A 12,875-nucleotide genomic window follows, 5' to 3' on the forward strand; every position below is an offset into this window, starting at 1 on the left:
GGAAACCGAGGGCCCGCGCCTCCCCAGGCGCGGGCCCTCGGTCTGTCTTCTCCGCGGTGCCGGGTTCAGTCCTTCCCGGTGTCCTCCAGCGCGGTCAGCGCCGGGTCCAGGACGATGTCCTCGTCGCGGGCGGCGGTCGTCGGCTGCTCCGGAAAGTGGCAGGCGGTCAGGTGGCCCTCGTGGTTGCCGTCGATGCGGACCAGGGGCGGCACCTCGCTGGCGCACTTGTCCTGCGCCTTCCAGCAGCGGGTGCGGAAGCGGCAGCCGGAGGGCGGCAGGATCGGCGAGGGGACGTCGCCGGCGAGACGGATGCGCTCGCGGTCCTCCGGCTCGTCGATCGTCGACACCTCGGGGACCGCCGACAGCAGGGCGTGGGTGTAGGGGTGCCGGGGCCTGCTGTAGATGGAGACCCGGTCGCCGACCTCGACCACCTTGCCGAGGTACATCACCGCGACGCGCTGCGAGAAGTGCCGTACGACGGCGAGGTCGTGGGCGATGAAGAGGAACGCGATGCCGAGTTCCTGCTGCACCTTCTGGAGCAGGTTGACGACCTGTGCCTGGATGGACACGTCGAGCGCGGAAACCGGCTCGTCGGCCACGATCAGCTTCGGGTTGAGGGCCAGGGCGCGGGCGACGCCGATGCGCTGGCGCTGGCCGCCGGAGAACTCGTGCGGGAAGCGGTTGAAGTGCTCGGGGTTGAGACCCACCAGTTCGAGCAGCTCGCGGACCTTCGTGTCCCGGCCGCCCTTGGGGCTGATCCCGTTGACCTCCATGGGCGACTTGATGATCGTGCCGACGGTCTGCCGGGGGTTCAGCGAGGAGTACGGGTCCTGGAAGATCATCTGGATCTCGGACCGGACGGGCGCGAGCTGCCTGCGTGAGGCGTGGGTGATGTCCCGGCCCGCGTACTCGATCCTCCCACCGGTCGGTTCCATCAGCCGGGTGATGAGCCGGCCGGTGGTGGACTTGCCGCAGCCGGACTCGCCCACCAGGCCGACGCTCTCGCCGGCGCCGACGGTCAGGTCGACGTCGTCCACGGCCTGGACGGCGCCGACCTTGCGTTTGATCGGGAAGCCGCCGTAGACCGGGAAGTGCTTGGTCAGGCCCGCGACCTTCAGCAGCACCTCGGACGGGGCGGAGGCGGTGGCGGAGCCCTGCTGCGCGGGAAGCGTGACGTCGTCGCTCATGTCTCGGTCTCCCTAACGCAGCCGGGGCTGGATCTTGTCGATGAAGAGGGTCTGCTTCTGCTCCGCCGTCAGGTGGCAGGCCGCGGCGCGTCCCTCGCCGAGCGGCGGACGCTCGGTGGCGCACCGGTCTCCGCCCACCTCGTCCGTGAACGCGCAGCGCGGGTGGAAGGGGCAGCCGGACGGCGGGTTGAGCATGCTGGGCGGCGAGCCCGGGATCGGGCTGAGCGGCTGGTCGAGGCTGCCGCCGAGGCGCGGCATCGAGCTGAGCAGGCCCCAGGTGTAGGGGTGCCGCGGGCTGCGCAGCACCTCGGCGGCGCTGCCGCGCTCCACGGCCCGTCCCGCGTACATCACGAGCAGGTCGTCGGCCATGTCGGAGATGACGCCTAGGTCGTGGGTGATGAAGACGATGGCCGAGCCGAACTCCTGCTGGAGGTCCTTGAGCAGGTCCAGGATCTGCGCCTGGACGGTGACGTCCAGGGCGGTGGTCGGCTCGTCGGCGATCAGCAGGTCGGGGTCGCAGATCAGCGCCATGGCGATCATCGCGCGCTGGCGCATGCCGCCGGAGAACTGGTGCGGGTAGTCGTCCACCCGTGACTTGGGCTGCGGGATGCCGACCTTGGTCAGCATCTCGATCGCCCGTGCCCGCGCCTCCTTCTTGGAGGCGCCGGTGTGCTTCATGTACGGCTCGGCGATCTGCCGGCCCACCGTGTAGTAGGGCGACAGCGCGGTCAGGGGGTCCTGGAAGATCATGGCGACCTTGTTGCCGCGGAGCTTCTCCAGCTCCTTCTCGGTCGCCGTGACCAGTTCCTTGCCGTCGAGGACGATCTCGCCGTCGACCGTGGTCGTCTTGGGGTTGTGCAGGCCGAGCACGGTGAGGTTCGTGACGGACTTGCCGGAGCCCGACTCCCCCACGATGCCGAGGGTCCGGCCGCGTTCGACGTCGAAGGACAGGCCGTCGACCGCCTTGACGACGCCGTCCTCGGTGGAGAACCGCACCCGGAGGTCGCGGACCGAGAAGAAGGACTCGGGCCCGGTCGGGGCCGCGGCGCCTTCGGTCTTGGTCGAAGTACTCACGGAGTTCTCCTAGCTGAGCCGCACGCGCGGGTCGATGTAGGCGTAGGCGAGGTCCACGACGATGTTCAGGAGCAGGATGAAGAAGGCCCCGAACAGCATGACGCCCATCGTCACCGGCAGGTCCTTGGTCAGCGACGAGTCGACCGCGAGCCGGCCGATGCCGGCGAGGTCGAAGGTGAACTCCGTGACCACCGCCCCGGACAGCAGCGCGCTGAGGTCCACGCCGAGGATGGTGACGATCGGGATCAGCGAACCGCGCCAGGCGTAGCGGAAGAAGACGTAGCGCTGCTTCATGCCCTTGGCCCGGGCGGTGCGGACGTGCTCCTCCTGGAGCTGTTCGATCATGGTCGAGCGCGCCATACGGGTGTACTGGGCGGTGAAGATGGTGGCCATCACGCACCAGGGGATGATCATGCCGACCATCCAGGCGATCGGATTCTCCGTGAACGGCTCGTACTTCGGGTTGTCCATGATCCCCGACTGGTACACGAAGATGCCGAGGACGATCGGGCCGAGGAAGTAGATCTGGAACGAGCTGAGGACGATCGAGGCACCGCTGACGGCCTTGTCCACGACGGTGCCGCGCTTCCAGGCGGCCAGCAGACCCGAGCCGAGACCCAGGAACAGGAAGATGACCAGGCCGCCGAGGGTCAGGGAGAGCGTCAGCGGGAAGCGGTCCAGGATCGAGTCCCAGACGAACTCTCCGGTGTCGAAGGACACCCCCAGACACGGCGCGGAGCAGTGTCCCTGGGTGAAGTCCCGGCCGTTCACGATGCCCGCCATGAATTCCCAGAACTGGGAGGTGATGGGCTTGTCGAGGCCGAGGTTCTCGCGGATCACCGCGATGTTCTGCGGGGTGCAGTTTCTGCCGCAGGACAGCTCGGCGAAGTCCTGGGGGATCGTGTAGAACAGGAAGAAGGTGAAGGCGCCGATCAGGAAGATGATCACGCATGCGCCGATCAACCTGCGAACGAGGAACTGAAGCATGGCAGGTGGATGCTCTCTTCGGGAACGCGGCGGCAGGTGAGGAGGACCTCCGCGGGGGTGCGCTCCGTCGCGCTCCGCTTGGCGCGCACCCCCGCGGTCAGCCGGGCCGGCGGGCTACGGCTGCTTCAGGTACAGGTCGTTGATGTCGATGTAGCTCGACTCGTTGCTGTACCGGGCACCGCCGATGTTCGACCCGTAGAGCTGGAGCTGCTTCGAGTAGTAGACCGGGGCCGCCGGGTTGATGTCCTCCACGATGCGGTGGTGGGCCTTCTCCCAGGTCTTGGCCGCCTCCTCGGGCTCCTGCGTCAGGGCCTTCTTGATCAGCGCGTTGACCTGCGCGTCGTCGATGTGCGAGTAGTTGGACCCGCCGTCGGCGACCAGTTCACCGTCGTAGACCGGGGTGATGACCGTGGACGCGTTGGGCCAGTCCTGGCCCCAGCCGGTCATGTAGAGGTCGTACGGGTTGTCCAGCTTGCCGACCTGCTCGTAGAAGCTCGCCCGGTCGATCTCCTTGGCCTGGACGTCGAAGCCGATCTTCGCCAGGGCGTCCTTGATGATGAGCATCTGGGCCTGGCCGCGCGGGGTGTTGGAGTAGGCGTAGGTGAGCTTCGTGCCCTCCTTGACACCCGCCTCCTTGAGCAGCGCCTTGGCCTTCTCCGGGTCGCCGTTGGGCTTCTTCAGCTTGCCGAACGGGTCGTACTTCGGGTCGAAGTTCGGCAGGGTCGGCGCGAGCAGGCCGCCGGCGACCTCGCCGCCGTAGCGGCCGCCGTCCGCCTGGACCATGGACTGGTTCGGGATCGCGTAGGTGATCGCGTCGCGGACCTTCTTGTCCTTCAGACGGTCCAGGTTGAAGCTCATCTGCCAGACGTAGACCTGGTAGCCCGCGATGGTACGTTTCTTCGTCGCCGGGTCGCTGACGACCGTCGACATCTGCGCCGAGTCGACCGGGTCGGTGAACTGGATGGCGTTCTTGGCCTCGCCCTGGTCGGCGATGAGCCGCTTGGTCTGGCTGGCCTGGTCGATGGTGCTGGTGAAGTTGTAGCCGTCGACGTACTGGTGGCGCACCGAGTCCGTCTTCGGGTCCCACTGGTCGTTCTTGACCAGCTTCATGGACTTGCCGGGCTTGTACTCGGCGATCTTGTAGGGGCCGAGGGCCGCGGGGGCGTCGTCGTACTTCTCCTTCGTGTCCCGCTTCTCGGGCACGACGGCGTAGCCGGCCATGGCGAGGGCCTGCGGGAGGTCCGGGCGCGGCTGGGAGAAGTGGAAGACGACCGTCTTGTCGTCCGGGGTCTCCAGCACCGAGTCCGGCAGGTGCTTGCCCTTGTACGGGCCGTCCGGCAGCGCCTTGCGGTAGTCGTTGCCGGAGAGCCAGGACTGGATGTACGTCGGGCCGTCGAAGATCACCTTCGAGTACAGGCGCTCGATGCTGTGCCGGACGTCCGCCGAGGTGATGGCGTTGCCCTGGTCGTCCTTGATGTTGTCCTTGAGCTTGTACGTCCAGGTCTTGCCGCCGTCGGACGACTGGCCGGAGTCGGTGGCGATGTCGCCGACGACGGTCAGGTTGCCCTGCTCGTCCTCCTGGTAGTTGGTCAGGCCGCGGTGGATCAGGTTGGCGAACTGGCCGGCGTCGCTGACGTAGATCTGGCCCGGGTCCATGTGGGTCAGGTCCGACTGCATGTAGACGTTGATGAAGCCGCCGGGCTTCGCCCCGGGGACCTCCTCGGCCGGGCCGTTGGAGGCCGCGGCGTCGCCGTAGGCCACCGGGTCCTGCTGCTCGGCGGCGTCCTTCTGGTTCTTGGCGTCGCTCTTGCCCTTGCCGCCGCCGTCGTTGTCGCCGGAGCAGCCGGTCAGCACCAGCGCGCCGGCCACGATGGCCACGGCTATGGCGCGCGTGGTGCGCGTGGTGCGGGTTCTGATGGGCTTCATAGTGCCGATCCACCTGCCTGTCGAGAGTTGTCCACGAGTGCTGCCTGACGGTCCGGAAGCCCGGCACGGGGGTGGCAGCTCCCCCACCCACCAATGGACGGTTACCGTCCGGTCTTGGGGTCGAATGCGTCCCGGACGGAGTCGCCGAGAAGGTTGAAGGAGAGGACGAAGACGACCAGCGCCACTCCTGGGAAGAACATGAACATCGGGTCCTGCTCGTACACGTCGGCACCGATGGCGAACATGCGGCCCCAGTCCGGGGTCGGTTCGACGAAGCCCACGCCGATGTACGACAGGAAGGCGATGGACAGGATCGTGCTCGGGAGGATGTAGGTGGCCTGCACCAGGATCGGTGTGACGATGTTCGGCAGGATCTCCTTGCGCACGATGCGCCAGGGAGAGGCCCCGGACACCTTGGCCGCCTCCACGAACTCCCGCTCCCGCAGCGTCAGTACCGAGCCGCGCACCAGACGGGCCAGGCCCATCCAGCCGAGGAACCACATCACCAGGGTGATGGCCACGACCCTGAGGTAGGTGGGGGTCTCGTCCTGCGGGGAGACGAACATCGCGGTCACGACGGGCATGAAGGCGATGAAGAACAGCTGCTGCGGGAAGGCCAGGAAGAAGTCGGTGACCCGGCCCAGCCAGTAGTCGACCCGGCCGCCGAAGAAGCCGCTGACCATCCCGATGAGCACGCCGGTGACGACGCAGAGCGTGGTGACGAGCACGGCCATGTAGAGGGAGGTGCGCATGCCGTACAGCAGCATGGTGAACACGTCGCGGCCCAGCTTGGGTTCGACGCCGAACCAGAAGTCGCCCGACATGCCGCCGAAGGAACCGGTGGGCATCGCGAAGTCGTCCAGGAGGAAGGGGTGATCGGGCTCCCGGGCGTACAGCGTGTAGGGGTTCTTCCCGTACACCTTGGCGATGAGCGGCGCCAGTGCGGAGACGACGAAGTAGAGGAGCACGACGCAGGCGGAGACGACTCCGGTGCGGTCGCGTTTGAAGCGGAGCCACATCAGCTGCCCGGGTGAGCGGCCTTCGTGGCTCTTCGCCTCCTCCGTCTTGACGGGCTCCGGAGCGTCGGCTGCGACGGCTGCCGTTCCGCCGTCCTCAATGTCGATCGGACTTGTCACAATTCGCCCATTTCACAGGTGTGGGTGTGCCGGACCGGCGACGGGCGCAGGGTGTGCGCCATCGCGGAACGGATCATGAAGAAGCGTCGGGACGTCCCGGAAGACACCGGAAACCCGCAGCCGGACGCGCGTAGCCGGATGCCCGGACTTCAGCGGCCGGCCCGCTCCTCAGAGTCGGTCGCCGTCCGACGGTGCACAGATGCGGGCGACGGACCGTGTGACCCACCTGGTGTTCGTGACACCTCGCATGGGACTCCTCCTCATGACTCCACGTGTTCACCGACAGGAGGGGGCGTGCGTCTGGCTTCCGACACCCCTGACGGAAGCTCAGTCACCCCCTGGTGCTCGTGAGTCGGGCACTGTCCCCACAGCGCCTTGACCCATTGACCCGAGCGTTACGCGGCTAACTATCTGCCATGAGCAGAAGAACCGACCACCGTCTTTAAATCTCAATTCAGTCACGGCTGCGGGGTAGATCTTCCAAAATCTGGACAAACCGTTCGGGACGAGAAGACCGCGAAACGGACGTGTTACATGGCTATCGGGCGTCGATCTCCGCGTTTCGGACACAAGGGGGCGCTCAGGAGGCCACAGAGGGGTGTCCGGCGCTCGGAAAACCGGTTGAAAAAAGCCCGGGTGCCCCCATGATGGGGGCACCCGGGCTCCGCTGCGTGCCGCCGGCGCGGCAGGCGGGTCAGCCGTGCTTGGCGCGGCTCGCGGCGCGGGCGCGCTCGCGGGCGTCCAGGTTCACCTTGCGGATGCGAACGGCCTCCGGGGTCACCTCGACGCACTCGTCGTCGCGGCAGAACTCCAGGGACTGCTCCAGGGAGAGCTTGCGCGGCGGGACGATCGCCTCGAACGAGTCGGCCGAGGACGACCGCATGTTCGTGAGCTTCTTCTCCTTGGTGATGTTCACGTCCATGTCGTCGGCGCGGGAGTTCTCGCCGACGATCATGCCCTCGTACACCTCGGTGCCGGGGTCCGTGAAGAGCACGCCACGCTCCTGGAGATTCGTCATCGCGAACGCCGTGACGGCGCCGGAGCGGTCGGCGACCAGCGAGCCGTTGTTACGGGTCGTCAGGGTGCCGAACCAGGGCTCGTGGCCCTCGTGGATGGAGTGGGCGATGCCGGTGCCGCGGGTCTGGGTGAGGAACTCCGTCCGGAATCCGATCAGGCCGCGCGAGGGCACCACGAACTCCATGCGGACCCAGCCGGAGCCGTGGTTGGACATGTTGTCCATCCGGCCCTTGCGCACGCCCATGAGCTGCGTGACGGCGCCCATGTGCTCCTCGGGCACGTCGATCGTCATGCGCTCGACGGGCTCGTACGTCTTGCCCTCGACCTCCTTGGTGACGACCTGCGGCTTGCCGATGGTCAGCTCGAAGCCCTCGCGGCGCATCTGCTCGACCAGGATGGCCAGCGCCAGCTCGCCGCGGCCCTGCACCTCCCAGGCGTCCGGGCGCTCGGTGTCCAGGACGCGGAGCGAGACGTTGCCGATCAGCTCGCGGTCCAGGCGGTCCTTGACCTGGCGGGCGGTCACCTTGCGGTCCTTGACGACCGCCTTGTTGTCGGCGCCCTTGCCGGTGGCGCCGCGGCCGACCAGCGGGGAGGTGTTGGTGCCGATGGTCATCGAGATCGCGGGCTCGTCCACCGTGATCAGCGGCAGCGGGACCGGGTTCTCCACGTCGGCCAGGGTCTCGCCGATCATGATGTCCGGGATGCCGGCGACCGCGCAGATGTCACCGGGGCCGGCCTTCTCGGCGGGCTTGCGGGTGAGCGCCTCGGTCATCATCAGCTCGGAGATCCGCACGTTCTGCACGGAGCCGTCGCGCTTCATCCAGGCGACGGTCTGGCCCTTCTTCAGCTCGCCCTGGTGCACGCGCAGCAGCGCGATGCGGCCGAGGAAGTTGTCGGCGTCCAGGTTGGTGACGTGGGCCTGGAGCGGGGCCTCCTCGTCGTAGGTCGGCGCCGGGATGTGGTCCAGGATCGTCGAGAAGAACGGCTCCAGGCTGGTGGAGTCGCTCGGGACCGTGCCGTCGTCGGGCTTGGTGAGGGAGGCGACGCCGTCCCGGCCGCAGGCGTAGACGATCGGGAACTCGATCTGCTCCTCGTCGGCGTCCAGGTCGAGGAAGAGGTCGTAGGTCTCGTTGACCACCTCGTCGATCCGGGCGTCCGGGCGGTCCGTCTTGTTGATGCAGAGGATGATCGGCAGCCGCTGGCTGAGCGCCTTGCGCAGCACGAACCGGGTCTGCGGCAGCGGGCCCTCGGAGGCGTCCACGAGCAGCACCACGCCGTCGACCATCGACAGACCGCGCTCGACCTCGCCGCCGAAGTCGGCGTGACCGGGGGTGTCGATGATGTTGATGGTGATGACGTCGCCGCCATCCTTCGGGTGGTACTTCACCGCCGTGTTCTTGGCGAGGATCGTGATGCCCTTCTCACGCTCCAGGTCGTTCGAGTCCATCATGCGGTCGTCGACGCCTTCGAGCTGGTGCGCGGCGAAGGCACCGGCCTGCTTGAGCATGCCGTCGACGATCGTGGTCTTGCCGTGGTCGACGTGGGCAACGATGGCGACGTTGCGGATGTCGTGACGCGTTGTGGACGCGGTCATATGAGGCGTACTCCCGGAGGGTGTGAGGACGGCCGTCGCGGACGTCCGTGTCACGCGGGCCTGCCGGGCGGTACATGCCACGGCCTCACCCAATGGTACGGGGCTCCGGAGACTGCGGCTTGCCGGGAGGGTTCAGGACCCCGAAGAGGACGACGGGGAGGACGACGCGGAGGGTGACGCGGAGGACCCGGCCGGGGCGGAGGGCCGGGAGCCCTGGGCGCCCTTCTTGAGGTAGCCCATGTCCTGGTAGACCGGCGTCTCGAAGCCGAAGGCCCCCGCGTTGGCGAGGTTCTCGCGGGCCACCGTCAGCTGGGGGCGCTGGTAGAGCGGGATGGAGCCGGCCGCCGCCCAGATCCGCGAGTCCGCCTTGCGCAGCAGGTCCCGGGCCTCCTTCTGGTCCAGCGTGGTCATGGCCCGGTCGAAGAGCTGGTCGACCTGGTCGGTGCCGACCCGGGTGTAGTTCTGCGCGACGTTCAGGGAGCCGTCGGCGGCCGGGACGGGCTTGGCGTAGATGGGGCGGGCGTCGGTGGCCGGGAAGGCGGAGGCGGGCCAGGAGTAGAGCGCCAGGTCGTACTCGCCGGCGGCGATGTGGTCCTTGAAGTAGCTCTCGTCCGGCACCTTGGTGATCTCGGTGCCGATGCCGATCTCCTTCAGCATGTCCGTGATGCGGTCGGCCACGGTGCGCAGGGCCTCGGAGCCGGGGCCCGAGGGGAGCACGAAGCGCAGGGTGAGCGCCTTGCCGTCCTTGGCCAGCGGGGCCGCCGCCGAGCCGGCCGGGGCCGCGGTGCCCTTGGGGGCGTAGGCGCCGGGGGCGCCGCCCTGCGCGGTGTTCTTGCCGCTGCTCAGCTTCTCGCCGCTCTCCCGGTCGGCGCCGTCCTTGGCGTCGTCGTTCCCGCCGTCGCCGCTCCCGCCGTTCTTGTTGTCCTCGCCGACGATGTACGTGCCGTCGTCGCCGTCGGACTTCTTCTCGTCCTTGTCGCCCTTGTCCCCCTTCTCGTCTTTCTCGGCGCCGGCCGCCTTCTCCCCCTCGTCGGCCTTCTTCACCGGGCCGCCGGACACCCACCCGGCGTCCGCGAGCAGGGCCCGGGCCTCCTTGGCGTTCTGCTGCCCCAGTGCGCCGCTGCCGTCGGCGTAGGCGGGCTGGCCGGACAGGGCGAGGTGGCTGCCGACGGGCTCGGCGGGCAGGCCGAGCGGCTTCAGCACCGCCTCGGCCAGCTTCTCGCGGTCCAGGGCGCGGGCCACGGCCCTGCGGACGCGTTCGTCGGCGAGGGGGCCGTCGGAGCCGTTGAGGGCGAGCTGGGTGTAGGCGGGCTCCAGCGACTTGCGGACCTCGAAGCCGCTCAGCGCCTTCTGCCGGCGCCGTTCCTTCGCCGCCGCCTCGCGGCGCTCCTCGCGGGCGAGGATCTCCTCCTCGGCGGCGTCCTCGTCGGAGCCGTGGGCGACGGCCCAGGAGCGCAGCGCCTCGGCGGCGGACCTGCCCTGCGGGCCGGGCGCCGGGGAGGCCTCCGGGCCCATGAGCGGCGTGCCGGTGGCCGGGTCCCGGGGCGCCCCGGCCAGGGTGACCTCGTCGGCGGTCTCCGGGTCGATCTCCGCGAGGTCGAGCTCGCCGGCGACCAGCTCGGAGACGCGCTCGTCGCGGGGCACAGCGCGCAGCACGATCTTGTCCAGCTTGGCCGGTTCGCCCCACCAGCGCGGGTTGCCGGTGAGGACGACCTGGTCGCTCTTGGTGTCGACCTTCTTGACCGCGAAGGGCCCCGCGGTGACCTCGAGCGACCGCCGCGCGCCGTCGTTGAAGGCGTCGGGGGTGCCCATGACGTCCTTCGGGTACAGCGGCGAGAACAGGGCCTTCCAGTCGGCGTAGGGCCTGCTGAAGGTGACCTTCACCTCCAGGTCGTTCGCCCCGCGTTCGATCTTCTGGATGCGGTCGTAGCCGGCGTTGCGGGCGGTCCAGTAGGCGCTGTCCTTGCCGGACAGCGCGCGCCACTGGGCGGCGAAGTCCGCGGCGCCGATCTCCCGGCCGTCGCTCCAGACGGCCTGCTGGTTCAGCTTGTAGACCACGACCTGCTTGGGCTCGGTGTCGACGACCTCGGCCGACTCCAGGTAGTCGGCGTTGCGCACCGGGCTGCCGGTCTCGTCCATCCGGTACATCGAGGGCAGCACGGCCTGCGCGACACGGGTCGTGGTGGCGTCGGCGTCCGACTGGAAGGCGTTCAGCGTGTCCGGCACGGAGTCCACGGCCCAGCGCAGGGTGCCGCCGTCGGCGATCCGGGCGCGGGCCGCGGCGGCGACGTCCTGTTCGGCGAGCGGCTTGCCGGACGGGTCCTCGGAGGTGCAGCCGGCCAGCGCGGGGACCGCGAGGACACCCGCGGTGAGGAAGGCGACCGAGCGCATCACCGCGCGCGGTCCGACGCCGACGTGGGACATCTCTGCTACCTCCGGAAGGCCGCGTTTGCGGTATTTGCGGTATTCAAGTTGATCATTTGTATCCGGACGGGGATGCGGCCACTGAAGGGGAAACGGTTCGGCGACGCCGGGAGACACGGCGACGACGCTGCGTAAGCTCACCCGTCCGGCGCAACGCCACCCGCGGTGCACCGACGCGCCCCGGCCAATCGCTGCACATCCCTTCCCAGCGGCCGGTGTGACGCGCGACACTCTCAGGCGCATGAGCGTCGCCCCCGAGACCGGCCCGGCGGCTCCCCTGCCGTGTCCGACGGAAGTGAGGTCACGTCTTGTCCGTGCACGACGATCTGTCATCCGTGCAGCGCAGCCTCGACGAGCTGTCCCGGACGGTGACCCGGCTGGAGCAGCAGCTGGGCAGCGGCGACCTGGAGGTCCGCCGGGTCCGCACCGACGCCGACCATCTGCGCGAGAGCCTCGCCCTGCTGCGGGCGGCGGCCGCCACACCGGACGCGCCCAGGCGTCCGGACCTCGTCCCGATCCCCGACACGCCGTACGACGGCTCGCTGTGGACGGACTCGGACGACGAGGGGCTCGGCGCCCGCGACCGCCACGCCCCCTAGGGCCTGTCGTCACGTTTCCGTCTGCTCCGCGGACTCGAGGCACGCCCTCAACCCGACCCGACCGACCGGAGTCGCCCAGTGGCAACCGGCACCGAACCTCCAGCCACCGATGACCGTCCCCCGGGCGGTGGCGTCCACACCCCGACGCGCGCCGCCATCCGCGCCCCGCACCTGCGCACCGACCGCTGGTGGCTGGCCCCGGCCGCCACCGCGGCGGGCCTGCTGGCCTTCGTCGTCTACTCGACCTGGCGGGCCTTCGCGAACGCCGACTACTACGCGGCCCCGTACGTCTCGCCCTTCTACTCCCCCTGTCTGGCGGAGAACTGCGAGCCGATGCGCTCGGGGCCCAACTGGGAACTCTTCGGCACCTGGTGGGGCATCTCGCCCGCGATCATCATCCTGATCTTCCCGCTCGGCTTCCGCCTGACCTGCTACTACTACCGCAAGGCCTACTACCGGGGTTTCTGGGCGTCCCCGCCGGCCTGCGCGGTGGCCGAGCCGCACAAGAAGTACACCGGCGAGACCCGCTTCCCGCTGATCCTTCAGAACGTCCACCGGTACTTCTTCTACGCGGCGCTGCTGGTCGCGGGCATCCTCAGCTACGACACCGTGCTCGCCTTCCGCGACGAGGACTACGCCTGGGGCCACATGGGGCTCGGCACCCTGGTCTTCCTCGCCAACATCGCGCTGATCTGGGCGTACACCCTCTCCTGCCACTCCTGCCGGCACATCGTCGGGGGCAAGCTCAAGCATTTCTCGCGGCATCCCGTGCGCTACCGGATGTGGCAGTGGATCGGCCGGCTCAACGCCCGCCACATGCAGCTCGCCTGGGCGTCGCTGGTGAGTGTGGCGCTGGCCGACTTCTACGTGTATCTCGTCGCGTCCGGTGCCTTCGACGATCCGCGCTTCTTCTGATGAGTGAGGCCTTCTG

Annotated in this window: 9 protein-coding genes; 2 read left to right on the forward strand and 7 right to left on the reverse strand. The window is 68.8% G+C overall.

Annotation, left to right across the window (positions count from 1 at the left end):
* Positions 1-65 precede the first annotated feature (65 nt).
* From OHA99_RS12785 to OHA99_RS12815, 7 genes are all read right to left on the reverse strand, one after another.
* Positions 66-1,187 (reverse strand): ABC transporter ATP-binding protein, encoded by a 1,122-nt coding sequence (locus OHA99_RS12785; RefSeq protein ID WP_153178115.1) that lies wholly within the window; start codon positions 1,185-1,187, stop codon positions 66-68.
* A 12-nt stretch (positions 1,188-1,199) separates the two neighbouring features.
* Positions 1,200-2,261, reverse strand: coding sequence for an ABC transporter ATP-binding protein (locus OHA99_RS12790; RefSeq protein WP_282880971.1), 1,062 nt, complete (start codon positions 2,259-2,261; stop codon positions 1,200-1,202).
* A 9-nt stretch (positions 2,262-2,270) separates the two neighbouring features.
* The gene (locus OHA99_RS12795; RefSeq protein WP_007444491.1) at positions 2,271-3,248 is read right to left on the reverse strand and encodes an ABC transporter permease; all 978 of its coding nucleotides are present in this window, start codon (positions 3,246-3,248) and stop codon (positions 2,271-2,273) included.
* 114 nt (positions 3,249-3,362) lie between these two features.
* Complete coding sequence (locus OHA99_RS12800) at positions 3,363-5,174, reverse strand: ABC transporter substrate-binding protein (protein WP_153178117.1); 1,812 nt, start codon at positions 5,172-5,174, stop codon at positions 3,363-3,365.
* 101 nt (positions 5,175-5,275) lie between these two features.
* Entirely contained in the window at positions 5,276-6,310 is a 1,035-nt protein-coding gene (locus OHA99_RS12805; protein ID WP_153178118.1) for an ABC transporter permease, read from the reverse strand.
* A gap of 694 nt (positions 6,311-7,004) precedes the next feature.
* Positions 7,005-8,921, reverse strand: coding sequence for a translational GTPase TypA (gene typA / locus OHA99_RS12810; RefSeq protein ID WP_153178119.1), 1,917 nt, complete (start codon positions 8,919-8,921; stop codon positions 7,005-7,007).
* A 132-nt stretch (positions 8,922-9,053) separates the two neighbouring features.
* A complete protein-coding gene (locus tag OHA99_RS12815; RefSeq protein WP_405695783.1) occupies positions 9,054-11,345 on the reverse strand; it encodes an ABC transporter family substrate-binding protein in 2,292 nt (763 codons plus the stop codon).
* 308 nt (positions 11,346-11,653) lie between these two features.
* Here OHA99_RS12815 and OHA99_RS12820 point away from each other — a divergent pair, with 308 nt between their 5' ends.
* Together OHA99_RS12820 and OHA99_RS12825 are read left to right on the forward strand one after the other, a co-directional pair.
* On the forward strand, positions 11,654-11,944 hold the full coding sequence (locus tag OHA99_RS12820) for a hypothetical protein (protein ID WP_153178121.1): 291 nt from the start codon (positions 11,654-11,656) through the stop codon (positions 11,942-11,944).
* Between the two features lie 78 nt (positions 11,945-12,022).
* Positions 12,023-12,859, forward strand: a complete 837-nt coding sequence (locus OHA99_RS12825; RefSeq protein ID WP_153178122.1) for a hypothetical protein — start codon at positions 12,023-12,025, stop codon at positions 12,857-12,859.
* The last annotated feature ends 16 nt before the right edge of the window (positions 12,860-12,875 follow it).

This window comes from Streptomyces coelicoflavus, from assembly GCF_045041415.1.
Taxonomy (GTDB): Bacteria; Actinomycetota; Actinomycetes; order Streptomycetales; family Streptomycetaceae; genus Streptomyces; species Streptomyces coelicoflavus.

Excerpts from the sequence above, each read along its gene's own strand:
- OHA99_RS12815 (WP_405695783.1), bottom strand. The coding sequence starts at position 11,345 with ATGTCCCACGTCGGCGTCGGACCGCGCGCGGTGATGCGCTCGGTCGCC.
- OHA99_RS12785 (WP_153178115.1), bottom strand. The coding sequence starts at position 1,187 with ATGAGCGACGACGTCACGCTTCCCGCGCAGCAGGGCTCCGCCACCGCC.
- OHA99_RS12800 (WP_153178117.1), bottom strand. The coding sequence starts at position 5,174 with ATGAAGCCCATCAGAACCCGCACCACGCGCACCACGCGCGCCATAGCC.
- typA (WP_153178119.1), bottom strand. The coding sequence starts at position 8,921 with ATGACCGCGTCCACAACGCGTCACGACATCCGCAACGTCGCCATCGTT.
- OHA99_RS12795 (WP_007444491.1), bottom strand. The coding sequence starts at position 3,248 with ATGCTTCAGTTCCTCGTTCGCAGGTTGATCGGCGCATGCGTGATCATC.